The sequence below is a fragment of the Citrobacter sp. Cf136 genome, assembly GCF_030333815.1.
GTDB classification, from domain to species: Bacteria; Pseudomonadota; Gammaproteobacteria; order Enterobacterales; family Enterobacteriaceae; genus Citrobacter; species Citrobacter freundii.
Genome location: NZ_JAOWFE010000037.1, coordinates 841,948 through 868,249 on the forward strand (window position 1 = coordinate 841,948; position 26,302 = coordinate 868,249).

The window sequence follows — 26,302 nt, forward strand, 5'->3', positions numbered from 1 at the left end:
CACTTTTCAAGTTACATGATGCGACAGGCAAACCCTTTCAGATACAGCCCTTCCGGGTAGGTAGCGATCACCGGGTGATCGGCGGCCTGACGGAACTGCTCTATAAATTGTACATCACGACCAGCATCTATTGCGGCATCAGCGATGATTTTCTGAAATAAATCGGTGGTCATAAGCCCAGAGCAGGAGAAAGTCAGCAGTACGCCGCCCGGATTGAGTAACTGAATAGCCAGCATATTGATGTCCTTATAGCCGCGGCAGGCACCCATCAACTGGCTTTTGTTTTCGACAAATTTCGGCGGATCCATCACGATGACGTCGAATTTCTCTCCACGATCGCGATAAGCTCGCAGAAGTTTGAACACATCATCACGCACGAACTCAGCTTTGCTCAGATCCAGCTTGTTCAGTTCCACGTTCTGGCGGGCAATATCGAGCGCTTCCTGAGAGGTGTCAACGCTGACGACCTGACGGCAGCCACCCATTAATGCTGAAACCGCAAATCCACCGGTATAAGAGAAACAGTTCAGCACACGCTGATTTTCCACATAACGACGCGTGGCCAGGCGGCTATCGCGTTGATCGAGGTAGTAGCCGGTTTTGTGACCATGCTGAATATCAACCAGTAGCTTCATGCCGTGCTCTTCAATTGGCAGCAGTGCTGGCGGAAGCTCGCCCGTTACTGGCCCATGAGTCAGCTCCATACCTTCTTTTTTACGCACGGCCACATCGCTACGGTCATAAATGGCGCAGTCCGGGAAAACAATTTGCAGAGCGCTAATCAGGGCGGCGCGTTGGTATTCAGCTCCCGCACTGAGCAACTGCAACACCAGGAAGTTGCCGAAGCGGTCAATGGTGACACCCGGCAGACCATCGGATTCTCCGGCGATCAGACGGTAGCTGTCCAGACCGTCTTTTTTCGCCAGCCAGTCACGCCATGTCTGCGCCTGCTGCAGACGACGGGTAAAGAAATCAATATCGATGGACTCAGACTTGTCAAATGTCCAGACGCGTGCACGGATCTGCGACGCGGGTGAGTACGCGCCGCGTGCTAACCATTTACCCTGATGGTCAACAATATCGATGGTTTCACCGAGGTTGGCTTTACCTTCCATACGTGCGACAGCACCGGAAAATACCCACGGATGGCGGCGCAGTAATGATTTTTCGCGCCCTTTGGCTAACACTAAACGTACACTCATAATTTACTATTCTGTCAATTCAAAGAAATGGGCGCCATTGTCCTGAGTTTTACGCATATTTGCAACGCGCGCTGTGATGATAAGGAGAACCGCAATGTCGAAAGTCTGCATAATCGCCTGGGTCTATGGCCGGGTTCAGGGGGTAGGATTTCGCTACACCACCCAGCATGAAGCACAACGGCTGGGATTGACCGGATACGCGAAGAATATGGATGACGGCAGCGTAGAGGTTGTCGCCTGCGGCGAAAGTGACCGGGTGGAACAACTGATGAAGTGGTTGAAAGCCGGGGGGCCGCGAAGCGCCAGGGTAGACAGAGTTCTCAGCGAACCCCATCGTCCTGGCGACGAGCTAAAGGGATTTAGTATCCGTTATTAAATACATTTCACCGGTTTCGGCAGGCCGGCAATTTTAGTCGCCTGCTTGGCCGGACCTTTCGGGAACAGGCGGTAGAGATAACGGCTGTTGCCTTTCTCTTCGCCGAACTTGTTGGCCATCGCTTTTACCAGCATGCGGATAGCGGGGGAGGTATTAAATTCCAGATAAAAATCGCGGACAAAACGCACCACTTCCCAGTGTTCTGCGGAGAGCGTAATGCCTTCGTTTTCGGCGATTTTCTCGGCCAGCGGCTCGCTCCACAGCGTGGTATCTTTCAGATAGCCTTCGCTATCGGTACTGATTTCTTTACCTTCAAAGATCAACATAATTTGTCACTACGTTAGTCAAACTGGCGGCAGTTTACCAAAAAAGAAAGCCCCACATAAGCGGGGCTGGATAGTGCGAGTTGACAACTTAGTCGCGGCTGGCGAAGCCCAGAATGCTCAGCAGGCTGACGAAGATGTTGTACAGCGAAACATACAGGCTGACCGTTGCACGGATGTAGTTGGTTTCACCACCACGGATGATATTGCTGGTTTCAAACAGGATAGCGCCTGAAGAAATCAGAATAAACACCGCACTGATGGCCAGATGCAGAGCTGGCAGTTGCAGGAAGATATTCGCAACCATACCAATCAGCACCACCACGATACCTGCCATCAGCATACCGCCGAGGAAGGACATGTCTTTACGGGTGGTCAGCACATAGGCAGAACAGCTGAAGAAGACCAGAGCAGTGCCGCCCAGCGCCATACCGATAACATCACCCATGCCTGCAGACAGGTAGGTGTTCAGAATCGGTCCCAGAATGTAGCCCAGGAAGCCGGTGAATGCGAAAGCAGACAGAATTCCGACCGGCTTATCCGCAGTTTTATATGTCAGGAACATCAGACCATACATACCCACCAGCGTCAGGATTAGACCCGGGGATGGCAGCATCAGCACGGTGCTTGCCGTTGCGGTGATGGCAGAAAACGCCAGCGTCAGGCTGAGCAGAAAATAGGTATTGCGCAGCACTTTATGCGTGCTGAGTAGCGATGTACGGTCGCGCGAAGAACTAATAATACGATCCATGAGTCACTCTCTTATGACAGATGTAATTAATGATGGAGGATAATGAAATCAAGGGGAATGACACAGCGGTTTTACCCATCTTTACGCATTTTAACCCGCCAGACTTAAGCATATTATTTCAGCAAAAGTGTCTAAATTAGATGTTACCACTTATTGTTTGAAAATGTCAGATCGACATCTTATAGGTCACTGAAAAATATTGCGTTATTTACTGCATCCCTTTATGAGTGATTGCGGTGTCATCACAAAACAGAACAATAAGGTGCAGGGAATGACTCAACACAAATCGAAGGTATTTACGTTTACGCTGTTGGCCGCCTGTGTGATATCAATAAACGGCGCGGCATGGGCAGCTCATGTTCCCGCAGGAACAGCATTGGCTGAAAAGCAGGAACTGGTGAGAAATAACGGCAGTGAGCCGGCATCGCTGGATCCGCATAAAGTCGAAAGCAACGTTGAGTTTAATTTAATCAGCGATATGTTCGACGGTCTGGTTGCTGTCAAGCAGGATGGGTCTATCGAGCCCCGCCTTGCGGCATCCTGGGAGAATAAAGACAATACTATCTGGACCTTTCATTTACGTCCGGGCATTACCTGGTCTGATGGCTCTGCGATTACCGCACAGGATGTTGTCTGGAGTTGGCAGCGTCTGGTCTCGCCGCAAACGGCTTCACCTTATGCTTCGTATCTGGGCAATATGCATGTTGCGAACGCGGTTGATATTGCCCAAGGGAATAAAGATCCCGCTACACTAGGGGTCAAAGCCCTGGATGATACCACGCTGGAAATTACCCTGACGCAACCGACGGCGGCGTTTCTGGCGATGCTGGCGCATCCATCGCTGGTGCCGCTGGATAAAGTTCTGATTGGGCGTTTTGGCGACAAGTGGACCCGACCAGAACATTTTGTCAGCAGTGGGCCGTACAAACTATCGCAATGGGTGGTCAATGAGCGCATCGTTGCCGAGCGTAACCCACATTACTGGGACGATCGGCATACGGTTATTAATAAAGTTACTTATTTGCCCATCAGCTCAGAGTCGGCTGACGTAAACCGCTATAAGGCCGGTGAAATCGACATTGTTTATAGCGTACCGGTCAATCAGTTCGCCCAACTGAAAAAAACGATGGGCGATGAACTGCATGTCTCTCCCCAGCTTTCAACGTATTACTATCAGTTCAATACAACCCGCGCGCCGTTTAATGATCCGCGCGTGCGCCGGGCGCTGAATATGGCGCTGGATAAAGACATCATTGCGCAAAAGGTGATGGGGCAGGGGCAGCGAGCAGCGTGGGTTATCAGCCAGCCGGAAATAGGTGGGGTGAAACTGCATGCACCGGAGTATGCGTCATGGCCGCTCGAAAAACGTATTGCTGAAGCCAAAAAACTGCTTGCTGAAGCCGGTTTTGGTCCTGAGCATCCGCTTAGCTTGAATTTGCTCTACAACACCTTCGAAACGCACCAGCGTATTGCGATTGCCGCATCGTCGATGTGGAAGAAAAACCTTGGCGTCGAGGCGAAGCTGCAAAACCAGGAATGGAAAACCATGCTGGACACTATGCACACCGGTAATTTTGACGTCGTGCGCTATGCGTGGATAGCCGATTATGATGATGCTTCAAGTTTCCTCAATATTTTCCGTACCGGTGATAGCGAGAATACTACCAAGTACAGCAATCCCGCCTTTGATGAAGCGATGCGTAATGCGGCGAAAGCAAATTCACTGGAAGAACGAGGCAAATACTATCAGCAGGCTGAAGATCTTTTAGGTGATGATGTCCCTGCGATTCCGGTTTACCACTATGTCCGCACGCATCTGGTGAAGCCGTGGGTGGGGGGATTTGCGCCGGATAACCGGGGAAATTACTTCACCAAAGATATGTACATCAAAAAACATTAAGCGTTGTAGCCGGTATTTGTGCTGATTAAATGGTCAATCTGTTGTTATTTCAGTCGATTAACAACATTTTGGCTGTTTTTCAGGCAAACGAACACATTGGTGCTTTACAGGTCCGTTCGGGATGTTTATAGTGCGCCTCATTGGAAGCGTGGCCGAGCGGTTGAAGGCACCGGTCTTGAAAACCGGCGACCCGAAAGGGTTCTAGAGTTCGAATCTCTACGCTTCCGCCAATTTCTTAACAAAATCAATAGCTTAGATGTTACTTTTGATTTTGTACTGCATAAAGTATTGCATTAAAAGCCCGTGTAAACGGGCTTTTTTTGTATCTAAAATCTGGTATTTCCCCGCAACAAATATTTTAAACACTCCGTTCTTGCCTGAGAAAGGCCCCTACCTGTTTCTCTTCCTATACAAATTAACCAAGCAACATCCTTAGACCACAAACTTGTAATCGTAATGGTTAGCTGGACAACCAATTGTTCTGTCGGTTAAAACAGCTAAAAAAGTTAACTGGTAATTGAAAATGAAAGCTAGTGAAGTCATGAAGGCGGTAAAGACGTGGTTTAAGGTGAGCAATTATGATGCTTTGCAGGAGATCACGATTGAAGACCTGAAGAGGGAAGCGTTTGCCCGATTGAGGTTAGCTAAACATGATTTTGATGGAGAGTTGAATGACGACGACGACCGTGAGATCCGCCAGCGTTATCTGGACTATGAAGCTAAAATTTTAGCGGGAAAGCCTATATTAGTAAGTCCAAGCAACGCTCCAGCTCCTACCTATGGAAAAGACTACCCACTCAGGCAGGCAGTGGAAAATCCTCTCCTGAACGCAAAAATATACATCAAACACATCACCGTAGCGGATGCTGCGAAATATGAGCGTCAATTAAGAGAGATAAAGATACTCAGGCGTATGGGGCTTAAGGAAGAAGGGGTAACCATGCCAGCCTCAGAAGAGATTGGTCGGTGGCGGTTGACTGATATCGAAATGCTTCATCCCCACAAGCCACTTTATCTGGAACTCAACATCAGAAGGCTTACTGACGAAGAAGTCATCGAACATATGAAGCGTATGCTTCCAGAATGGCGCAGGACGCATGGTATCCCGGAACCGTTAACGGGAACATTCAGGTTCGGGCTTAGTACGATCAAGAGGCTAATTAACTTCAGGATCATCCCTCTACTGGATCTGCTGTTCTGGGCCAAGAGAAACAACGAAAAAATTTCCTATGAACAGCTTAGCAGGCTTCTTTATCCCAATGATTCTGAGGATATCAGAGGTGGATCTCAGATCAAAGACACGGATAAGCCATTGGCTGACAAAGTGCTTACCCGTGAGTTTGATAGGATGTTTAACATCTACCTGAGCAAAAATGACAGCATGATACACACCAAAGTTGCTGAGGCCTTGAAGATGAACGAAAAAGAGCAGCAAGAGGAATAACTTTTCTTCTGCAATTCGGGGGCATCTGATGAAGATGCGCCCCGTTCTTCAAAACCAGCGAAATTCACAAATTTCCATTTTCCCCGAAAATCATTTCTTTCGACTTCCTCATAAAAATCTTGTTTGCCAATCTCTGCATCCAGCGATCTCAATTTTTCCTACTATAGCTCTTGTCGAAACAACAGAGGAAAAAACAAATGAGAAATGAAATCGCAGGTAAAAGATTAATCCGTGTTCCAGAAGTTCTGAGAAGAGTCGGATTTAGTCGAACCACAATGTATGAGCTTATCAAAGAAGGACGGTTCCCGGATAAGGTAATCATAGGGGCAAGATCTGTAGCCTTTGTGGAAAGTGAGATTGATGCATGGATTGAAAATACCATTTCCTATTCACGCAGAAATAATAAATAACATAAAAGAGGAAGCAAAAATGAAAGTGAAAAAAATAGAAATAAATGTTAGTAATGATGATACAAAATACTTTGTTCTGAAAAGTGGCGAAGACTATGACTACTATTTGCGATGCATGCATGAGTATATGGGGGAAAGATTCTATCATAACCTTGAAGACGATGGTTATATGGAAGGTGTTTTAAAATCAATAATAGAGAACGGTAAGAAAGATTTTAATGAGTTCTTGAAAAAGCATAAATATAAAGCATCGATTAAAAACGTATATTTTGATGAGGTGCTTGTCAACCTGAGGCAGATACATCAGGTGATGAGTCACTATATTTTACATACATAATCGCTGGCGTCATCTATTCGGCCCCGTAAGGGGCTAATATAAAACGAAATGAATAAAATAAGCATTTAATTATGAGGATATAAACATGGCTAAAGAAAATACTATTGAAAATAAATCAACAGAACTGTTTTATGATCTAGCTTGTAGATCATTTTCCGCAAGTTGGAATATATTTATGGAAGTTAATGGCGATGGAGATGCCAATGAATATCTGGATGATCCGGATTTTATGAGTCCCTTTATCATTTATGTGATTGACCATATTCAGAATAACTTTGAGAGATTTACCACGCAAGAAGGAAACTGTGGTGATATTAATCAGGTTAACTTTGAACAAGTAGCAGCTCTGCTGGTAGGGTATTCAGAAAACTTTAGAAAGTAAGAACTAATCTTGCCCCGCAAGGGGCTAACTATAAATAAAAGGAAAAACAGATGAAGAATGATATGTCAGTAATCGTAAGTATGTTATGTAATAAAACACCTAAAGTGATGAGTCTTATCCAAGAGAGCTTGGATATATTTATCGCATTAAGAGGTAGCTCTGTCGAAGAAATCATGAATGATAAGACCTTGTTAGATGATTTAAATCGTTATGTAAATGAGACACTGTATGATGAGATGGATCTGGAATATGGTTCTGTAATCATCAAGATTGTATCTAATAAATAGTATTGATACCTACTCGATATGTATCTAATATTTAACTTAATAAAAGGAATCAGTATGAAAGAGATTATTTTAAATGAAAGTAATAAAGTGACAATAAATATTATCACAAATGTATTACAGGGATATTGCGAAACGATCTATAGCATCTCTGAAAAACAGCCTGAAACAGCCATGAATATTTTAACAGGGGAAATGTTATCAGAGATACTTTATGAAGTTTTGATTGTCTGTGAAGTTGAAGACTATGTTAAAAGCGGAAGAGGCAAAGATGTATCTGAGATCAATATGGATGAGTTAAAGGAAACTATTTTATACTGGCATAAAGAGCATATTATTGAACTTGTACTGAAAAACATAAAACCGGATGATGCTGATGAGCGTATTTATTGGAAGTTAAAAATGACGGTGAATCAGTATTAAAAAATGGCAATATTCCCTCGTGCAGAGGGAAATAATCCTATAATGAACTGGAGAGAACCAATATGATTGATGAATTTCACGTAATGTATATGTATAAAAAAATCCAAGCTGAAGCGGCTACTACCGACATCAAAACATTGGAGCAGCTTTTGAAGAGGTTCCACCAAGTTGTCGCGGAGCGCCGGGAAGAATACTATCAGGAGATTGGTGAGAAAAAGGCTCAGAAATTGAGGGCTAAGAGATTACAACAGTTGCATGAGAAAATGGGGCGTGATCGAGTATCACCGGCGGATCTCATTGACTGATAATAGAAAGTCATAATAATGTATCTTCATCAAGCAACGGAGGTATCTATGGGCTGGGAACTTCACATAGTAAGAACAGAACATTGGTTCGATAGCGCAAATGATCCAATAAGTAGTGAAGAATGGCTCCAGCTTGTTGATAGTGATGACGAACTATCAATAGATCATAAGAACGGTGATTTTTATGCTATTTGGAGTGGTCAAAGTGAACACGATGAACCTTGGCTTGATTGGAATGATGGAAGGATTTCGACTAAGCATCCAGACGAGGCGCTTTATTGTAAGATGTTGCAGATAGCTGATAAGTTAAATGCTGTAGTTGTTGATGAGGATGACCATAAATATTTACTATCAAGTGATCTGATGAATCCGTCATGGGTTAACTCATCATCTACTGGTAAAAAAACATCTTTATGGGACAGATTAACTTCGAAGCTAAAATAGTATATATTCAGTTTGTTATCAAAGATACTATTGATACCACTATATGATCATTAAATTCTGACACTGCTAAAACTTCATTTGAGGTGAAATTTTAGCAGGACTTAATGGCGCTTATAAATTACTTCCTGAGCAATCAACCTTTCCTAAAATATAATCATTTATTTCTTGGCTAAATTCTATAGTGATTTTATCATTAATAAAATGAATTCTGGAAAAGTGTTTGTTTATAAATGCTCTAATAGATACATTTTTCCCATCATTGATAATCAATCTAATTCTATTAGCTTCAATGGGGGAACCAAACATGATGTCAGCCGTATTACCATCAATGATACCTGACAACCTTGAAACAAAATCAGGATTATTTTCATAACCATCAAATGTTGAATCAATTTGTGTTCCCCAAGCATCATTAAAAGTTAATGCAAGTTTTTTAGTTAATAGTGACGTGTATGATATTTCCATAAATGATGATGAGAAGCATATTATGCGTAATGGGTATTTCCCTGAAAAAGTAGATGAAGCATTATCTGGCTTCTTTTGGCATTGCTCTGAGTAATATAGTCTGGTAATAACCATACTATCTGCCTTTAAAATAATATGTAAATCAATCCTTGATTTCAATGGCTTCACACCATCATTATTTATGAAATACCATTCATAAAATCCACCACAATATTTAGCTATTGAAGTATCTGCGCTTTCACCGTTACCTATGTCAGACTCACTATAAAGCATTTGCGATGAAATGTGCTCCGCTAGATCTTCCGTTGCTGATATTGCAATACTATCCGACCATCCACCCACAGAGTTGATAAACTCATCCTGTCGCCTAATAATAACTTCCAATAAAGATGCTCCAGTTCCTGAAACATAACACTTGCCAAAATTATCTGTTATTATCTCTTTGCATTTATTATGAGTTAATGGAGAAAGATTTCCATCATTATCTCTTACGATACCTAATAGTGAAAAAGAATGACTTCTAGGATTATTTAGTAGGAGTTTATCAATATTATCTCTGGTTATGTTACTAGTTGGTTCATAATTAGAACGATTGAGAAAATCTGCTGATAAATCACACCAAAAGTTAAATGCGTCACGACATTCGCCTGAAAAAGCTAATAGTCCTGATCTATTAGGTAATATAAATGTTTTTCTTCCCAATCTGGTGATATGCCATCTTTTGTTATCAGTAGTCCATTCACTGCATGTTTCACCTAATGCAGGAAGCCAAACTGTTTTTTTTTGAGAGAGATCTGGTCCATCTGTGTTTAGCAAAGTATCAGCAATAATATGGGGTTCTTTCTCACTATTCAAAAGTGCAATAGCTGTCATAGTATATCCTATAGTTGAAAGGTTATAAAATTGACCAACTCTTTTCTATAGCATATTTAAACAAAAAAATCATTATTTAACTTTGTGTTTTACAAGTATGAGTTCTCTTAAAACATTTCGATAGATTGTACACTCGACCTTCTGCGATCAATTGCAATCCAGTTTTCTCTAATAACGGTTTCAGGCGTGTTGGTTTTGTTATCAAGTTATATTTATTGTTTTATGTGGATAACACTTTATTTTTTGATTTTATATTTATTAGATTTTCTAGAATCAATCTTTGAAAGGTAATATGTTTTCATAAATGTTAAACGATCACCATTAAACATGTAATCGGGGTTAATAAAGTAATAGTTCTGTATCATGGTCTCTGCAATAAACTTCTTGTCAGCAAGTTCTTTCATGCCTTTGAAATATGTTGTTCTGGATATTTTTACGACATCTTGATCAACAATATCGTATGACATCAAGATAGTGTCAGTATCCTTATTATCTCTGATAGCAAGATAAAGGATCTTGAAAACTTTTTTACCCGATGAAGACAGTCCTTCAATAGCAGATACTCCGTCAACATAAAGTTTCACGAACTGTGTCTTATCAACCTCCATAGCCTGATAGAAACCGCCATTACCAACTTGCTCTCCAGTATTTTCATTAACTAATGCTAGTCGATCTTTTCCTGTAGTAATACGTCTAACGCCAGTTTTTGTATGTAGACTTGTATCATTAAGAAATGGGTTTTTAGTATGACGTGGGAGACCTCTTCTTGATTTCTTTACTTCAGTTTGTATCTTATTTTCTATCATGGTATTTACTCCTTTATTTTTTAGTTATATATTTAAGTAAATACTATATTTTCCGTGCAAGTCAATACTTAAAGTTTATATTTTTTAAAATAACTAACACTTAATGATTTTAATTTTGAAACTTGTAGTGCTACAACATATATATATAAATAACACTATATCATTTTTATTTGAGAATAGTTATCAACTTAAGTACCGGGATTCGGGACTTTAACTCCCGGATGTCGGTACTTGGTTTTAAGCTATAGCTGGCCTGAGAGCATTTTTCTTCTTCATTATTCAATTAGCGAAGCTGAGAACAACTATGCAGAGGTACTTTGGGGTACAGTTCTACTTTTTATTTTCATTGGTTTCTTCTCTTCAATTTATATCTCAGCAAAGTGATTGTTTGAAACAATCACTAAGCACTGCTGATATCTTAGTAAAGATGAAATTGTTTTTCCTTTACGTCAATGCGGCTGCCGCCGCAACTTTTTATGGATAAATCCATCATCAACAGGGAGGAACCCTGTTCCAGCAATGTGATTGTTTTGAACAATCACGAAGTGCTGCTTCTGAAAATATAGTTTTCCTATGTGTTTAAGAGCAAATGCTATATGTCGAGAGTAAGATCTTATGTGCAGGCGCATGATCGGTTTTCGATATTAGTATAATACTTTGAACATTAAATCTCATTTCATATCAGTGTCAGGGCGTAGCCGTGTGGTAGCACGTGAGCATTAGCTCATAAGATAAATATTTTTTTTCAAACAGAATGATAACAAAGAAGTAATCCATGCTGCGCATGGTGAGTTAAATTTGATTTCACTCAGTGATAAATGGTATTTAATTACATAACAGACAAAATAAGGAAGACGTGTAATGAAAAAAATAAAAACAATAAGTATCTTTAAATCAAATGAAAACATCCCTTTTATGACGTGTATCGTAAACGATATAGAAGAAAGTAAAAATAGAATAAAGCTTATTCTGGAAAATGGCGAAAACATCAATATTAAATATTACGGTTATTTTTTCCTATCAGAGGCCGAAGGCGATTTGGATAGGGAGCGAATGGTAAGTAGCTACAGAAGGTTGATTTCTGAACTCAGTCAGATCAGTGAAGAAACCGTAAAATCATTAATGCTCTAACCTGAACATCCCACTGCTGCTGCGATTTTAACTTTATGAAAAATATTGCTTTTTAAGTAAAAACAGAAATTGGTAAGTGATAAAGCTCGTGCGTTCATCATCGAACAGCAGGGGCATAAGCTATGGCACATCAGCTTAGGTCAGGTCTGTGACATTGTTCCCTGCTTCAGATCGCTGTAGACAGGTTTTGTTCCACCTATAAAAGCAGCAGAACAAATCATGTGTGCTGCTTCATTCCTTATCCCTCGAACATCTAGCTAAAGCAAGTCAACTGCGGCGATGTGTAGCTACCAATACCGCCAATTAATTGATAATAAAGATCGATAAATTAATATTGATAGTTAATGCCGATTAAACTCTGGTTATCGATCGGTGTTTTAATTGCTCATATCGATCGATAGTCATTGTTTGATAGCTATAAACTATCATTTGTTTTGTATCGATCGATTTAAACGATATGACGACCAACAAAAATAATTCAATCCTATCAATTGATTAGAAGATGATTCCTGATCTGCTGGCAAGAATACTTGGATCGGGCGAGACAAATCGGACTAAATCTTTGAGGAATAGATGAAAGGACATAACTTCTTACCACTGGTGGTCTCTCTGGCATTTCTTACTGGATGCCAACAGCTCAACGATGGCGTGAATAGCGTTAACGGGGCAATTAACTCTTCACTGTCATCATTGAACAGCACCGTTGATAAAGCGCTGGGGGTTTCAGCTTCTGGTCAGGATAGTGGTCCAGCAACGTCCATTACTGGTCTTGGTGCTGTCTGCAAAGACTATGAAGAAAATGCAATGGCAGCAGAAAAGAAATGGACAGGCAAAAGGATCGCTATAACCAATGCCACTGTTCTGGAAGTTACGAAGGGCAGAAGTGCCAGCGATATGATGACGGGAATGCCCAAATCTAACCCTAACTATTATCTGCTCTTTAAAACAGCCGATACAAGCTACTGCGGCGGGATGGTCTGGCTGGATTACTACTCTGGTATTGATGATGCTGTTCTTACCTATAAGAAAGGCCAGAAAGTCAGTGTCACCGGAACGGTAAACAATTTCGAAGTCCGCGGGTTCGCTACCGTCAACAACGCAGATATGCCAGTTCGTCTGGTTGTTCTTAGAAGCGGAACTATCAACAAATAAATCTGGGATAACATTATGCGTAAAATTTTACTCGCTGCAGGTATTGCTGCTCTTTTATCTGGCTGCGGTGAAAAAGGTGACTTTGAGAAAGCGATCAACGCCAAAATATCGCAATCAAAGCTGTGCTACTCCTTGCAGGACAATGACATTGTGTTCAATAAGGGCTTCCCCATCCGGGTCAATCACGGCTATCGTTCTGCCGGATACAGTGCCAGTGATGAAATCCTTAAAGGACTTGTTGAACAAGGGCTGCTCACTGTTTCACAACAGGCAAATGGCTTTAGCAGTGTTGATGTTCTGGAAGTAACAGATAAAGGCCAAGAGGTTGAGTTTTGGGACCGCGAGAATGGTGCCTGTGTCGGTCATCGGGAAGTTTCTGAGATAAAGGAATGGACCGAACCGGGAAACGGTAATCAGAAAGTTGTTCGCGTTTCTTATACATGGAAGTTGGCGGATGTTCCTTCATGGGTGGACAAAAAAGCGTTCTCCAGCGTCAAGGGTATGAATGAACCTGCTGATGGTGCCATGAATCTTGTTAAAACCAGCAATGGCTGGAAAGCCAATTAAGGAGCAAATCATGGAAAACAATACAATCAAGTGCCCATTTTGCTTAAAGGAAAGCCAGAGAGGTGTTCATGTCTGCACCGGCTGCATGGCGACTGTTTTATATGGTGCTTATCCACAATGGTATGCTGCCGTAGCTATCTTACTGACATTTGGACTGTCTATTCTTATCGGAATGTCTGCGGGGATTGTTGGAGCTACTATCAGCCTACCAATAATTGCTATTGTGGCTTTTATAGCTGGTAAGGCGATCTTCTCTGATAATGTTGTGTTCAGGAGGAGGATGTAAAACCCCCTTACTGTAAGTGCAAAAAAACCATGTCTGCGGATGTAGATGTGGTTTTTTATTGCATAATAAATAATTTTATATTCCAAAATGATATATGTGATATGTTGCCTGTCAGGCAACACTTGGCTATTATCAAATCATGGACGAACGAACTCGTTTGTCTTTGCTCTTTAAAAACCTCTAGGATCGGTAAAGGACTGAGTGAAATTTTCAGTCAACCATTTCTCCAATACGAGACGTGGCCCATGTCCCTCTTCATTGTGATCGTAACTTTATGCGAAATGTATGTAGCAATCGTATATCTACGATACGGCATTGTTTAATGCTGAAATGGCGGGGTATCCAATCAGTTGTGTTGGATGGGTGTTGGCTGGCTTTGTCTACGGTGTGCAACACGATCCACAGGACATTTTGGCGGGGATGCAAGTTGCATCGTGTTGTTAAAATGAGAGGTTTTTATGAAAGATGTTTTAGACACTTTGCGCCGAGTGCGTGAGAAGAGCAAACACACTGTAGACAATAGCTCTTTGAAAGAACTGGATGATGCAATACAAGCCCTTGAAGAGAGAATCAGGGAAAATTCAAAAGGCTGGTCTGCCTTAGATTATCTTCCCTATGTTGCTAGGATCTTGGCTGTAGTTAAGTTTCTACACGGTGATTCTGATATTCATTGATTTCTACCTACTAAGGAGATTTGTTATGTATCCATCTTCATTTTTTGAACGAGCAGCCAGCCATGTCAATCCCATTATCTGAGGTACATTATGTTAGATATTGGTTCAACCATTAAACTATGCCGTGAAGCACGTAAACTCACACTACAAGAACTATCAGATAGAACGGATTTAACTAAATCTTATTTATCTCGTATAGAAAACAATCAAAGAGATCCTACTATTACAGCGTTAGAAAAAATATCATTAGCGCTACACATTCCACTAAATATCATTATCCTTCTTTCTGAAAGTGAAGAGGCAAATGATGAGTTTTCTGATATCAATAATATGCTCAAAAAAACTATAATGGATACGTTAGTTAATGCATAAAAATTGGAGTTATTCAAACAGGCCACTTGCTAATATAGAGTCTCTATTAAAAATGCTAGAAACAAACGAAGAGAGGCTCGCTTATGTTTTAAAAAACAAAAAGAATTTTTTCAAAACGGTACCAGTATTAAGAAAAGGAAAAAAAAGAACGACGTATAAAGTGGTTGGGGAGTTATTAAAAATACATGAGCTTATTAAACAGCGTGTTTTTTCGGGGATATCACTCCCGGAGTATATTACTGGAGGTAGGAAAGGAGTCAGCTATATAGATGATTGTATATCACATCGGAATAAGTCAATTATCATTCAAGAAGATATGAAGGATTTTTTTCCTTCTATAAAAGAAGATCTGATAGCTAAAGCATTTCAATATTACATGAACTTCTCTCCTGAAGTTTCTTCATTAATAGCCAATCTGTCAACACTTGAAGGCTCACTTGTTCAAGGAACTAAATTAAGTACTGACATTGCCAACTTGATATTTTTAGAAGAGGAGGCTCTTATCAGTGCAGAAGTCGGAAAAATAGGTGGAAACTACACGAGATATGTCGATGATATAACTATTAGTTTCGAATCAGAGATTAATAATGAAGATATTTCAAAAATAAAAACAATGATTTTGTCAATGGCGCTAAAAAGTGGGGTTAGATTAAATAGACAGAAATCAAAAGTTTTGAGGAATGGTCAGTCCAAAATTGTACATGGTGTAAAAGTAATCAAAGAGCTTAGGCCAACACAAAAAAGAAAAGATAATATAAGGATGTGTCTTTTCAATTTGAAGAAAAAAGTGATTGAAAAGGAAAGTGTTATGGATGTTCTTATTTTGTATTTTAAAATTAGAGGGTTAGCAAATACCTTAAAGCAGCAAGGTGATAAAAATCATGCTGAGTATATAGAACAAGCCAAACAGTTAGTTGCTGGTGTTGACAGAAAGGATGCAATAAAATCAATCAGGGAGATGAGAAAGGTTAAGGATATCAGGAAGTTAAGATCATTATATTCAAAGTTAAAACCATTAGGTAATTCATCTAAAAGTATATCTGCTATTTTGGATGTTGAATATAAAACCTGCAAATGTAAGCTAAATAGCTAACTGATCGATAAATTATGGGGGGGTTATATTATTTATCAACACGATAACCGCATGGTCTCAATCGTGGTGAATTACAAATATGGCTCATTTCTCGTAATCTGCGGGTGAAGTATAGACCCAGTCCGCTTAATAAAAGATGTGGTTTTTTGTTACACGTTTATCATGTTCAATGCCAGTGGTATCGTGTTTCATTAACTGGAGTTTTTGTGGTGAATAAAAAATGAATAACAGACTTAATCAGCTATACATCAAAAACAATGATATTATTAATGAATATAGGAAAAAACATTCAGATAAAAATCTTCATGGACCACTTCTTTTAAATATCAGTAATTATTCATCTCAGAAGATAAAATTGATGGTTGTAGGGCAAGAGACGTTCGGCTGGAATAAATCTCTCTCAATAGTAGAACAGCGAACCACTTATCAAGAGTTCAATTTTGGATCATCATACTACAGTAGTCCTTTTTGGAATGTAATTAGGAAATTAGAAAGATCACTGAATATTGAGCCATATGCTATTTCGTGGTCTAATCTAAATAGATTTGATGTCGATTGTGGCTCACCAGATCGTACAGAACTTGCACAGGACATTGCTTCGCTAGACTATTTGGTTAAAGAGGAAATTAGTATTCTTAAACCCGATGTATGTATATTTTTTACAAATCACAAGTATGATAAAAGACTGAGGGACTTGTACCAAGATCTGGTTTTTGATAATGTTCATAGATTGCCAAAGAAACACTTTTCAAAATTAAATCACCCAGATCTTCCGAAGTATACGCTTAGAGCGCCGCACCCTAGAACAATTAGAACGCAGCGATGGGAAGATGATTTTATTACGGTTGTTTCACAATTTAAAAATGATTGATTAGCAATTTATTATTTTAATAACACATGCCATGAAAAAAGTAGATATTGGATGTAATTATTATCTCTTTTTTCTTGTTATCTATGATTTGGCGGTTTTAAACGCGGTATATATTTTCTTTTGCTTTCAGACTGTATGGGAGTAATCAGATCTAGACTAATATTATGTTCAGTCTGATCGAGTTTAGGACGACTTGGAAAACGCCTAATTTCATCAGATGTTGGTTTGTAGTCATCCTTGTTAAATCTGGCACGTCTTTCATGCTCAGCGCGTGGGACGTAGATGCCTTGAACTTCATCGAAGACATATTTTTCAGCTATACGCTTATCGTGCTCAGCATCGACTGAAACAGGGGCTGGCTTCTTCTTGGCCCAGATGAATTTCTCTCTTATATAATCTGCTACCAGTAAGGTGAAGCGCTTGAAGATCCCATCCTGACGGGGTTTAACCTGCTTTCTCTTACTCTTAACAGGAGCGCGTTTGGGGGCTTTTGCCGTTGAAGAGGATAGGGTTTTCAATTTAGTGCGTGTATGAGGCGCAGGAGCAACCAGTACAGGTTTCTGCGAGCCTGTAGATGAAGCTCTACCTGTATTATCCGGGATAACAATTTCCTCCGGCTCAGCCAGTGCATGAACCCTAAAGCTGGCAACATCAACAACGATATCTAAAGGTAGATCCTTAAAGGCATAGTAGGCTTCAACAGCTTCTTTTTTCAGCTCATCACGTATGGCTTGCTCTGCAGCACGTTGTTCCTCAGCTGCAACAGTTCCCCAGCGGTCACGAGGGATATGAAGTATTGGATCGCGGTTTGTTTCAATAGCTTTAGCCAGCCAGATTGCTTTCTCTTCGTTTGTAGCAGCAGCCGTAGCCTGTTCGAGGGCTTCCTTATACTGAACCCTGATAGAACGGTGATCAATGCGTTCATCGTGACCATACAGTTCAAGGAACTCATTGCACGTTTCCTGCCAGCCTTTACGCCAGCTATCAAGCATTTCAGGCTTGTCCCACTCACGCACCTTCTTACCAAAGTCGGTAGAAAGAATCTCACGGGTTGTTCCCATTATATGGATATGTGGGTTATGATCATTGATATCGTGAATAACGACATCAGCAATGATGCCTTGCTTGGTAAAGTGCTCAAGAACAAAAGCAGAAGTGAGTTCAATGCTCTGTTCGGGTGTTAGCTCAGCGGGGAGGGCAATCTTAAACTCTTTGGCAAGGCGGGCATCTTTTCTCTTCTCTGAGGCTTCAACAGCATTCCAGAGTGTTTCACTGTCAACAATCAGGGCAGGATGGGTATGTTCGGGGGCAAAAATCTGCGCAAAGGCAAGGTCCTCTTTATGTGCTGTTTTGCGGCCACAAACTTCGCCCGTTCTGTTATCGAAGAAAACTTTACGGTGACGATATGCAGCAGAGTTAACCGAAGACTGACCTTCGCCTCTGCTGATGTTCTCCATTTTAAAACTGTATATCGCCATCCAAATATTCCTCAATGCCAAATGGTGCTTTTCGTTTTACGTAAGGAAAACGCCGGGGTTGACGTTGACCTTGATTTTGTTTCAGAAGGAAACGGTTTTAGCCTGCGGCAGGCAACCGTCGGTAGACCCCACGGCATTAGAGCGAAGCGATAATGCGTAAGTGGGCATTGCTTTATTTTTTATCTCCATAAATGGCTCAAAAAATAACAGCAATGTATAAGGCTTACCCTTATTAATTAATACTAAATATATGAATGGCTGTAAAACAAACCGCCGAATTAAGCGGCGCAATCTGGATGAAAGGGCGAAGTGTTCCACGATATTACATAAATGGGGTTTTGATAGCGTCCGAAGGACAAAAAGAGTGTTAATTTATCTCGCCGTAAGGCGGGAAAAACTAAAGCATAAATAAAACAGTTAAATTTAGAGATGACTTCTCCGTTATATAATTAACAGGTGAGGTTTAAAAACTAGGGTGAAACCGAAAGGTGAAATGAAAATCACATATAAACAAAAATAAGTAACGCGGAGAGTATCAGATATTTTAAGTTAGTAGTTGCTATCACTTGTGTTGCATAAATTACAAAGTGCGCGATTTAGGTTCTTGTTGACTGGAAATCGTGAGGATATGGCCTAAACTCAGTCTGCATCATTTCTTAAAGCAGTTTGATGCATTGGGAATGATGATCAGTTTATTAATTACATACAGCAATTATAATGAGGATAAAATGTCCGAACATCAAGTATTATGCATCAATAAAAGCAATCGCCAGAGTGCTCATGAAAGGATAACTCATATTGGCGGTAAGAATGCTGATGGCACCAGATGGAAGCTTACACAGCAAGAGGCTATAAGCGGAATAGAATCTGGGAAATGGAGATTTTATGTTAATGCAGGAGGACATTCAGTGTGGGTGATTGTTGCTGTTAGCGCTTCTGGTAACAAATACTTAAAAACACAAAATGATGGCGAACAGCCTAATAACCTTTTGAGTCTTCCTGAGTGCGCATAAGTGTTAAAGAAAGGGCCTATTGGCCCTTTCTTACTATTTACTGCGCTTACCATGATTACTTCTGAATGTAGTTAGTTATAGAGATAATTTTAAAGTCCATTAAAAGACTTGAAGATATATAATAAAATAATTTTTGTATACTATTGATTAATTTATTAATTATGCTAATTGGTGTTAAGGAAATAAAGACAAGGAGGTTTTATGTATAAAAATAACGATGAAGCCATCGATCTTGAAGCAAAACGATTACTTGATAATGGAATCTATACCGATCTGGAAAAAGCGTATAGTGAAGCAGAAAAGATAATCACAGAAATAAGAGTTGAGTTTAAAAAGAAACAGGAAAACAAACAGTTCCGTTCCCGGATTAAATCAATCAAACGAGCACTTTCAGATGATGAGTTCAGAAGTAATATTCCTTATAATCATAGGCATCAGTGGAGAAAAGAATGAGTGATGATGAAATAAAAAATACCTATCTAACTGGCAATGTTTTTCAGAGTGATAGAAGCAGGCCGGAAATTAAGAAAACACTTGAGCAAAAAATTGCTGGAGCACAAAATAAATTAAATTACCTTAAAGCAAAAGAAAAAAGATACAGCAAAAAAGAAAACACACGACAAAAAATAATTCTTGGTGCAGAGGTTGCCAAGGTTTTAAACTGTGATATAAGTGAGGTAGATAAGCAATTACTCTTTGGTTTGTTGTTAGAAGTTCCATCGTTACATACACACGATATCGAACGGTATAAAGTCAATGGACAAATCTACATTGAAAGAGTTCTCAAGAAATTCAGACCATAAAATCATTTCACGTCCGAACAGCTCTTCGGCTTAAAACTTGTTTTAGGCTGGGGAGCTGTTGAGCAAGCCCCAGAGGGCGCGGTAGTCAATTTTTACTGCCATCCGTGGCAATAAATTACAACCAAACTCAGATGGCAAAGTCTTCAAGAGCTTTACCACCTTCTAGTGCAGCAGTAATCGCTTTTGGTGTACGACCTTGACCCGTCCACGTCTTTTCATCACCATTTTCGTCAATGTACCTGTATTTAGCAGGACGAGGAGCACGAACGGCAGCCGGACGGGAAGATTTAGGATTGCCCAGCAGTTCAGATGGATCAATACCATCTTCAAGCAATTGCGCACGAAGCGCTTCAATTTTGGCCTGACGTTCAGCATTTTGTTGCAGTGCAAGTGATTCTTCTTGGCGTCTGTCTTCGACAATAGCAGTTAATTTTTCCAGCATCTCTTCCAGTGTAGCCAGATCTGTTTCTCGTGCCTGAGCGCGAAGGGTACGGATGTTATTAAGTGCTTTAATAGCTTCAGTCATTATCTTTTATCCTGAATGTTTAGGGTCATGAGCAGGATAACATACAAAAGACGATAATGGATAAAATTACCCCTCTTAAAATTTTTTATTAAGTGTTTTTTATGGATTATATCTTAACCAATCTTGACCTCTTTTTTATTTTTGCTAATTGATATGTACGTAGAACAAAAAGGACGATGAAAATGAAAAAACAAAATAAGAAAGGCTTCTCATTACTGGAACTCATTTTAGTGTTGAGTGTAGGTAGTATGATGGCATTTATAAAATTTCAGGATATGAAAAATAATCAAGAAAACATGATGGCTGATACTGTTGGTAATCAGATAAAACAGATAGGAGAGGCGGTAAATCGCTATATCAGTATTCACTATGATAAACTATCTACTCTTTCATCAAGTAGCAGTCAGTCCAGTGATCCGGGACCAAGAACATGTTCGTCTAATGGTTGTGAAATTACATATCAAACGTTAGTAAATGAAGGGTTCCTGCCTGTAGGTTATACTGGCGTTAACATGCAAAAATCATCTTACAAAATAGTATTAAAACGCGCAGGAATTGCTCCCAATTTTGTTATCAATGGTCTTATTACAACAACATCGCCTTGGCTGGAAGGAAGAAAATATCGTTATGATTTGTTGGGAAAGGCTATGCAGGTAGCAGGTATTGATAGCGGAATGACGCAATCAGCAGCTTTAGTATCAGGTCTACAGGGCGCATGGACCGAGACATCATCAGCTTTTAATAATATTACTGCAGCGGGTCTACTGGCGTATCGTGTTGGATACGATTCTTCTATGTATTCAGTGTATTTGCGTCGTGATGGCACATTACCTATGACAGGTAATTTAAACATGGCTAATCAGGATATAAATAATGCCAGAAATATAACGGCAGCAGGAACGACAACTACAAACATATTGCATTCTACGGGAGACACAAATATTGGGGTAAATCTGAATGTTGGAGGTAATGCTCAAGTAAATGGAGTAATTAATTCAAATAACACTGTTTCAGGTACAACAATCACGTCTCGTGGTGAAACCTACACGCAGAACTGGTTCAGAACAATGGGAGATGGTGGTGTATATTTCCAGAAATGGGGTGGTGGATGGAATATGACAGATGCAAACACTATACAGGCATATGGAGGTAAAAATATTCAAACATCTGCAGCTATATATGGTGGTTATTTAAAGTCAACCGGAAATATAGATGCTAATGGCACGTTAAACACAGTATATGTATGGGCATCAGGAAACCTTAATTCCAACTACGTACACTCTAATGGCAATATTGATGCAGTTGGACAAGTTTATGGTGCTGGTGGAGTTGTATCAGGTGGTAGAACAACAGTTGGAGAATATCTTCAACTAAATGGAGTGGCCTATGCTGGAAATGGATGTTCTCCTAATGGTTTACAAGGTCGGGCAGTTGATGGTTCTATATTATCTTGTACTAATGGTGTGTGGAAAGAAGGGGGCGGAAGTGTAAATAGGATGTTTATTGTTGTTGAGGGAAAGTGTTATGTTCCAAATAAAGATACCGGAGGTTGTTCTTGTCCAAACGACCCTAATCGTCTAAAACAAATAGAAGTGTCAAGATATCGAGGAAATGAATGTAATAATGGTGGAAGTAACTGTAGAGAGCCGGATAGAAGACTATACACATGTAATTAGGTGACTGGCGGGATTCCGAACAGTTCATTTTGCCATGATGACGAATCACCTATGAATGGTAATTTAAACATGGATAATCAGGGCGTAAATAATTTCAGAAATATAACAAAACAGATTGCAACAATTTCATGGGTATTACATTTGACTGTTAGGTTAATGGAGTAATCAATTCAAATAACGCTGTTTCAGGTGCAACGATAACATCTCAGCGGGAATCATTAAGTGCTGGTGAATATTTTTATATTGGAGATATTATTACAAACTTCGAATATTAATAAGGAGGCTACAGCAAGAATTGAATTTAGAAGGAAAAGATTACATGAGGATATGGTAGGTCGACAGGTGTAATGGCTCAAAAGCAATAACATTATGATAATGATAGTTTTTATATGTTCATGGACAATTAAGTACTTAGTTTTGTAGAGGAAATTGTTCAAAAAGTGTTCGTTTTTGGGATCGTGTTCAAGAAATTCACAGTGCTCTATGGTGTAGTTTAGCTTAAGCGTCTTTTAAAAAGAGTATTGTGGAGAAAGGCTTTTGAATTTTGGCTTTCCATGAAACCACAATCTTTATTATGAGGTGAGGTGGATGTTATGGATGAGGTCAACGTTGCTCAGTATCTTAGGATGTCTACGGACCATCAGCAATATTCATTATTTAATCAGTCCCAATTTATAAGAAAATATGCATCGGAACATGGTATGAATATCATTCATACCTACGATGACTCAGGTAAAAGTGGAGTAACTACGAGCGGCAGAGAAGCATTCAAGAAACTTATTGATGATGTTATTCTAAAAAAAATTAGCATCAGAGCCGTCTTAGTTTATGATATCAGCCGTTTTGGTAGATTTCCCCATAATGATGAGTTTGGTTATTATACACATCAACTCAGATTAAATAATGTTGAAATAATATATTGTGCTAATCCAATTTCAGATTCGGATGGTGATTATGCTGATTTTCAGTTGTTTGTCAGCCGAAAAGAGGCATCTTCGTTTAGCAAGAATCTTTCGCAAAAAGTTTTTTTGGGACAAATTAATTTAGCCAGTCGTGGATATCATCAAGGTGGTCCTGCTGGTTATGGTTTACGTAGAATGCTGATAGATGAAAATCGAAAAATTAAAGGTATTCTTAAATATAAAGAGTGGAAAAGCATCCAGACTGATCGAATAATTTTAGTATTAGGGCCGGAAGATGAGGTCATAACGGTTAGATGGATATACGACCAATTCGTGAATAACTCTAAGCCAGAGAGGGTTATTGCCTCTGAGTTGAATAGAAGAGGGATTACTGCAGAGCGTGGCACTAAATGGACCAGAGGAAAGATCCACGAGATTTTAACTAACGAAAAGTATATTGGTCATAATGTCTATAACCGAACATCTTCTCGTTTAAAGCAGCGGCTTATCCACAACCCACAGCATGAATGGATAAGATGTGAAAATGCTTTTGAAGCTATTATTTCTCCTGAGTTATTTTTACAAGCGCAGGCTATTATTAGTAATAGAAGCATTCATCTTAGTAATGAAGATTTACTTGGTAAACTCTCCGAGCTTTTTAAAACAAAAGGGAAACTTTCCGGTATAATTATAGATGAAGATGATGATACACCATCCTCATCTGTTTATAGGAAACGTTTTGGTGGCCTATTACAGGCTTATAAATTAATTGACTATAAACCAAAGCATGATTATGACTATCTGCGTATTAATTCCTTGCTAAGAGAGAAATACCATAGCTTAGTTGAAAAACTCATTTTTGATATTGCAGAACAAGGCTGTTACGTTGAATATGATGAGGAGTCTAAATTATTTACTATTAATGATGAAGTTAAAATGTCTGTAGTTATCTCCCGTTGTTTTATGAATAACACGAGAAAACGCTGGAGAATCCGGTTTGAGCGAAGGTTTAGCTATGATATTTGTATCGTTGTTAGACTTGATAGTCAAAACGTTAACTCCAAAGATTACTATATATTCCCTTCAATAGAGTTATTAGATAATCAGTTTGTTTTTGAAGAGTTAAATCCTTTCCAGTTAGAGTTTTATCGATATGATGACTTGATACCTTTTTTACAAATCCTTAAACGTGATGTTTTTTAAAAGGAATTCACTGATGAATGAATACGAAGAAATAAAGTTTATAGATATCTCCGAGATCAGAATCGTTAATCCACGTTCAAGAAGCAAATCTATTCACGATGAACTTGTTGAAAGTATAAAAAACATAGGGCTAAAAAAACCTATTACGGTTAGGTTATCTGATTCAACCTGTAAGACGTATGTGTACGATTTAATTTGTGGTCAAGGGCGGATTGAGGCTTATCAAATATTAGGTGAAAACCAAATCCCAGCAATAGTAAAGTCAGTAGATCATGAAGATGGTCATATCATGAGTCTTGCAGAAAATATTGCTCGAAGAAAACCACGTTCGACTGAGCTTCTCAACAGCATTATGGAATTAAAGAATAAAGGTTTTTCGGAGTTAGAGATTGCTAATAAAATTGGACGTTCTAAGAATTGGGTAGCTTCTATTGTATCATTAAAAGAAAATGGTGAAGATAAATTACTTTCTGCTGTTGAGTCTGGTAGAATTCCGATATATATAGCGGTGGAAATATCAAGAGCTAAAGGAGTTGATATACAACACCTTCTTTTAGAAGGTTTTAATTCTGGTGATCTTAACTCAAAGCAGATCGGTGCAATTAAAAGGATCTTAGCTCAGAGAGAAACATCAGGCAAGGGAAGTGATAATAATTCTTTTGTTCAGGGAATAAAAAAGAAGCGGATTACTTCTGATGAGTTAAAAGAACTTTATCAAGAAAATGTCAAAAGGCATAAAATTATTCATACAAGATCTGAGTTTACAATATCTAGCCTAATGGTTGTTAAAGAGATAATGATTAATTTACTGAGAAATCGAGAGTTTTCCAAACTCCTATCTGTTGAGAGCCTAAATTCTGTCCCTGCATTTATTTTAGATAATGTTGACCCTGAGCGAGGCCTTGAAAATGAATAAACCTAACTTCGGTAATAAGTGTTATATTATTAATATTTCTGACCTGTTATATGGGAAAGATTTACCTATCAATGTGAAATTAAGCGTTAAATATCTTCAAATACTTTCAACTGTGAAAACTGTTGGTATCATAGAACCTATAGTAATTTATATTAATAAAATGTCAGAAAAGATCATACTCGATGGTCATTTAAGAGTTGAAGCATCAAAGGATATTGGACTATCCACTGTGCCTTGTTTGATTTCTGAGGATGAAGAATCTTACAGTTATAATAAGTATGTCAATCGATTACCAGTTATTCAGGAGTATCGTATGATCTTACAGGCAGTGGATGCTGGTGTCTCAGAAGAAAAAATTAGTCAATCTCTTAATATATCAGTAGAAACACTCAGGGCAAAGTTCAGATTACTTGATGGGATTAGTCCGGAAACTACTGCATTATTAGCAAATCAACATGTACCTCAAGCGATATTTGCTATTTTACGTAAAATGAAACCAGAAAGACAGCTGGAAGCGGTATCCACGATGATGAGTATAAACAATTTTAGTCGTAAATTTGTTTTATCATTATTACATTATACTCCTGATGACATGTTAATAAATCCTAAAGATTCGAAGCTCAAGCAACAAGACATAGCAAAAAACTTTGCCAGAATGGAGCGCGAAATGGCTGCTATGGAAATGGAGACTAAACAACTCGAAAATATATATGGTACAAATAATTTAAAGTTGGCAGTGATTATTGGCCATATTAAAAAATTACTTTCTAATTATTCTGTATTAAATTGGTTGGTAGATAACAATTCGGATTATCTAGCTCAACTAAAGAAAATTGCTGCTATTGACTCATTGCCAGTGTGCGAAGACGAAGAGTTGCGTTGAATACCATACGGACCACTATGGACAATGCATT

Annotated in this window: 32 protein-coding genes and 1 tRNA gene; 26 read left to right on the forward strand and 7 right to left on the reverse strand. The window is 39.3% G+C overall.

Features of this window, described 5'->3' with window-relative positions; genetic code table 11:
* Positions 1-11: 11 nt before the first annotated feature.
* A complete protein-coding gene (rlmI, locus tag OGV98_RS17745) occupies positions 12-1,202 on the reverse strand; it encodes a 23S rRNA (cytosine(1962)-C(5))-methyltransferase RlmI (protein ID WP_202580629.1) in 1,191 nt (396 codons plus the stop codon).
* A 94-nt stretch (positions 1,203-1,296) separates the two neighbouring features.
* Here rlmI and yccX point away from each other — a divergent pair, with 94 nt between their 5' ends.
* Positions 1,297-1,578 carry an acylphosphatase gene (gene yccX / locus OGV98_RS17750; RefSeq protein WP_003035911.1) on the forward strand — a complete coding sequence of 94 codons (282 nt, stop codon included), beginning with the start codon at positions 1,297-1,299 and terminating at the stop codon, positions 1,576-1,578.
* Here yccX and tusE read toward each other — a convergent pair.
* Positions 1,575-1,904 carry a sulfurtransferase TusE gene (gene tusE / locus OGV98_RS17755; RefSeq protein WP_003035914.1) on the reverse strand — a complete coding sequence of 110 codons (330 nt, stop codon included), beginning with the start codon at positions 1,902-1,904 and terminating at the stop codon, positions 1,575-1,577. The two genes, yccX and tusE, sit on opposite strands and share 4 nt — an antisense overlap.
* An 88-nt stretch (positions 1,905-1,992) precedes the next feature.
* Positions 1,993-2,652 (reverse strand): FtsH protease modulator YccA, encoded by a 660-nt coding sequence (yccA, locus tag OGV98_RS17760; protein ID WP_003035917.1) that lies wholly within the window; start codon positions 2,650-2,652, stop codon positions 1,993-1,995.
* 271 nt (positions 2,653-2,923) lie between these two features.
* On the opposite strand from yccA, the gene OGV98_RS17765 reads away from it, so the two are divergent.
* The 10 genes from OGV98_RS17765 to OGV98_RS17810 all read left to right on the forward strand — a co-directional run bounded on the left by OGV98_RS17765 (position 2,924) and on the right by OGV98_RS17810 (position 8,581).
* Complete coding sequence (locus tag OGV98_RS17765; RefSeq protein WP_174329421.1) at positions 2,924-4,552, forward strand: ABC transporter substrate-binding protein; 1,629 nt, start codon at positions 2,924-2,926, stop codon at positions 4,550-4,552.
* 142 nt (positions 4,553-4,694) lie between these two features.
* Positions 4,695-4,782: transfer RNA gene (locus OGV98_RS17770), tRNA-Ser, on the forward strand.
* 293 nt (positions 4,783-5,075) lie between these two features.
* The gene (locus tag OGV98_RS17775; RefSeq protein ID WP_286551781.1) at positions 5,076-5,996 is read left to right on the forward strand and encodes a DUF6387 family protein; all 921 of its coding nucleotides are present in this window, start codon (positions 5,076-5,078) and stop codon (positions 5,994-5,996) included.
* Between the two features lie 197 nt (positions 5,997-6,193).
* The gene (locus OGV98_RS17780; protein ID WP_286551783.1) at positions 6,194-6,406 is read left to right on the forward strand and encodes a helix-turn-helix transcriptional regulator; all 213 of its coding nucleotides are present in this window, start codon (positions 6,194-6,196) and stop codon (positions 6,404-6,406) included.
* 19 nt (positions 6,407-6,425) lie between these two features.
* The gene (locus tag OGV98_RS17785; protein ID WP_286551785.1) at positions 6,426-6,743 is read left to right on the forward strand and encodes a hypothetical protein; all 318 of its coding nucleotides are present in this window, start codon (positions 6,426-6,428) and stop codon (positions 6,741-6,743) included.
* Between the two features lie 85 nt (positions 6,744-6,828).
* Complete coding sequence (locus OGV98_RS17790; protein ID WP_286551787.1) at positions 6,829-7,125, forward strand: hypothetical protein; 297 nt, start codon at positions 6,829-6,831, stop codon at positions 7,123-7,125.
* Positions 7,126-7,175: 50 nt separating this feature from the next.
* Positions 7,176-7,412: a hypothetical protein gene (locus tag OGV98_RS17795; RefSeq protein WP_286551790.1), complete on the forward strand. Its 237-nt coding sequence runs from the start codon at positions 7,176-7,178 to the stop codon at positions 7,410-7,412.
* Between the two features lie 54 nt (positions 7,413-7,466).
* A complete protein-coding gene (locus OGV98_RS17800; RefSeq protein WP_286551793.1) occupies positions 7,467-7,832 on the forward strand; it encodes a hypothetical protein in 366 nt (121 codons plus the stop codon).
* 62 nt (positions 7,833-7,894) lie between these two features.
* Complete coding sequence (locus OGV98_RS17805; protein WP_286551797.1) at positions 7,895-8,137, forward strand: H-NS family histone-like protein; 243 nt, start codon at positions 7,895-7,897, stop codon at positions 8,135-8,137.
* A gap of 48 nt (positions 8,138-8,185) precedes the next feature.
* The gene (locus OGV98_RS17810; protein WP_192465015.1) at positions 8,186-8,581 is read left to right on the forward strand and encodes a hypothetical protein; all 396 of its coding nucleotides are present in this window, start codon (positions 8,186-8,188) and stop codon (positions 8,579-8,581) included.
* A gap of 111 nt (positions 8,582-8,692) precedes the next feature.
* On the opposite strand, the gene OGV98_RS17815 is transcribed toward OGV98_RS17810, so the two are convergent.
* Both OGV98_RS17815 and OGV98_RS17820 read right to left on the reverse strand, forming a co-directional pair.
* Complete coding sequence (locus tag OGV98_RS17815) at positions 8,693-9,919, reverse strand: hypothetical protein (RefSeq protein WP_286551801.1); 1,227 nt, start codon at positions 9,917-9,919, stop codon at positions 8,693-8,695.
* A gap of 236 nt (positions 9,920-10,155) precedes the next feature.
* Positions 10,156-10,725, reverse strand: coding sequence for a replication/maintenance protein RepL (locus OGV98_RS17820; protein ID WP_286551803.1), 570 nt, complete (start codon positions 10,723-10,725; stop codon positions 10,156-10,158).
* Positions 10,726-11,586: 861 nt separating this feature from the next.
* Here OGV98_RS17820 and OGV98_RS17825 point away from each other — a divergent pair.
* The 8 genes from OGV98_RS17825 (at position 11,587) to OGV98_RS17860 (ending at position 16,871) form a co-directional block, all read left to right on the forward strand.
* Positions 11,587-11,856: a hypothetical protein gene (locus tag OGV98_RS17825; RefSeq protein WP_286551806.1), complete on the forward strand. Its 270-nt coding sequence runs from the start codon at positions 11,587-11,589 to the stop codon at positions 11,854-11,856.
* Between the two features lie 573 nt (positions 11,857-12,429).
* A complete protein-coding gene (locus OGV98_RS17830) occupies positions 12,430-13,008 on the forward strand; it encodes a hypothetical protein (RefSeq protein WP_286551811.1) in 579 nt (192 codons plus the stop codon).
* A 15-nt stretch (positions 13,009-13,023) separates the two neighbouring features.
* Entirely contained in the window at positions 13,024-13,575 is a 552-nt protein-coding gene (locus tag OGV98_RS17835) for an SEN1982 family lipoprotein (RefSeq protein WP_286551814.1), read from the forward strand.
* 10 nt (positions 13,576-13,585) lie between these two features.
* Positions 13,586-13,861 (forward strand): hypothetical protein, encoded by a 276-nt coding sequence (locus OGV98_RS17840; RefSeq protein WP_286551817.1) that lies wholly within the window; start codon positions 13,586-13,588, stop codon positions 13,859-13,861.
* Positions 13,862-14,319: 458 nt separating this feature from the next.
* Entirely contained in the window at positions 14,320-14,535 is a 216-nt protein-coding gene (locus OGV98_RS17845; RefSeq protein ID WP_008499885.1) for a hypothetical protein, read from the forward strand.
* Positions 14,536-14,625: 90 nt separating this feature from the next.
* Entirely contained in the window at positions 14,626-14,907 is a 282-nt protein-coding gene (locus tag OGV98_RS17850) for a helix-turn-helix domain-containing protein (protein ID WP_008499884.1), read from the forward strand.
* Entirely contained in the window at positions 14,900-16,000 is a 1,101-nt protein-coding gene (locus tag OGV98_RS17855; protein WP_261442308.1) for a reverse transcriptase family protein, read from the forward strand. Before OGV98_RS17850 ends, OGV98_RS17855 begins: the two co-directional genes overlap by 8 nt.
* 220 nt (positions 16,001-16,220) lie before the next feature.
* A complete protein-coding gene (locus tag OGV98_RS17860; protein WP_101739731.1) occupies positions 16,221-16,871 on the forward strand; it encodes a hypothetical protein in 651 nt (216 codons plus the stop codon).
* Between the two features lie 77 nt (positions 16,872-16,948).
* On the opposite strand, the gene mobQ is transcribed toward OGV98_RS17860, so the two are convergent.
* Positions 16,949-18,349, reverse strand: a complete 1,401-nt coding sequence (mobQ, locus tag OGV98_RS17865) for a MobQ family relaxase (RefSeq protein ID WP_286551833.1) — start codon at positions 18,347-18,349, stop codon at positions 16,949-16,951.
* Positions 18,350-19,077: 728 nt separating this feature from the next.
* On the opposite strand from mobQ, the gene OGV98_RS17870 reads away from it, so the two are divergent.
* The 3 genes from OGV98_RS17870 to OGV98_RS17880 all read left to right on the forward strand — a co-directional run bounded on the left by OGV98_RS17870 (position 19,078) and on the right by OGV98_RS17880 (position 20,165).
* Positions 19,078-19,362 carry a DUF3892 domain-containing protein gene (locus OGV98_RS17870; RefSeq protein ID WP_032667201.1) on the forward strand — a complete coding sequence of 95 codons (285 nt, stop codon included), beginning with the start codon at positions 19,078-19,080 and terminating at the stop codon, positions 19,360-19,362.
* Between the two features lie 201 nt (positions 19,363-19,563).
* Positions 19,564-19,815 carry a hypothetical protein gene (locus OGV98_RS17875; RefSeq protein WP_286551835.1) on the forward strand — a complete coding sequence of 84 codons (252 nt, stop codon included), beginning with the start codon at positions 19,564-19,566 and terminating at the stop codon, positions 19,813-19,815.
* Complete coding sequence (locus OGV98_RS17880; RefSeq protein ID WP_286551838.1) at positions 19,812-20,165, forward strand: conjugal transfer protein TraD; 354 nt, start codon at positions 19,812-19,814, stop codon at positions 20,163-20,165. Before OGV98_RS17875 ends, OGV98_RS17880 begins: the two co-directional genes overlap by 4 nt.
* A gap of 127 nt (positions 20,166-20,292) precedes the next feature.
* Here OGV98_RS17880 and OGV98_RS17885 read toward each other — a convergent pair whose 3' ends face one another.
* Positions 20,293-20,691, reverse strand: coding sequence for an H-NS family histone-like protein (locus OGV98_RS17885; RefSeq protein ID WP_192465977.1), 399 nt, complete (start codon positions 20,689-20,691; stop codon positions 20,293-20,295).
* Positions 20,692-20,873: 182 nt separating this feature from the next.
* Here OGV98_RS17885 and pilV point away from each other — a divergent pair, with 182 nt between their 5' ends.
* The 4 genes from pilV (at position 20,874) to OGV98_RS17905 (ending at position 26,271) form a co-directional block, all read left to right on the forward strand.
* Positions 20,874-22,367, forward strand: coding sequence for a shufflon system plasmid conjugative transfer pilus tip adhesin PilV (gene pilV, locus OGV98_RS17890; RefSeq protein WP_286551843.1), 1,494 nt, complete (start codon positions 20,874-20,876; stop codon positions 22,365-22,367).
* Between the two features lie 593 nt (positions 22,368-22,960).
* The gene (locus OGV98_RS17895) at positions 22,961-24,472 is read left to right on the forward strand and encodes a recombinase family protein (RefSeq protein ID WP_286551845.1); all 1,512 of its coding nucleotides are present in this window, start codon (positions 22,961-22,963) and stop codon (positions 24,470-24,472) included.
* Between the two features lie 13 nt (positions 24,473-24,485).
* A complete protein-coding gene (locus OGV98_RS17900) occupies positions 24,486-25,388 on the forward strand; it encodes a ParB/RepB/Spo0J family partition protein (RefSeq protein WP_286551847.1) in 903 nt (300 codons plus the stop codon).
* Positions 25,381-26,271, forward strand: coding sequence for a plasmid partitioning protein RepB C-terminal domain-containing protein (locus OGV98_RS17905; protein WP_121584451.1), 891 nt, complete (start codon positions 25,381-25,383; stop codon positions 26,269-26,271). The genes OGV98_RS17900 and OGV98_RS17905 overlap by 8 nt, the downstream gene beginning before the upstream one ends.
* Positions 26,272-26,302: the final 31 nt, after the last annotated feature.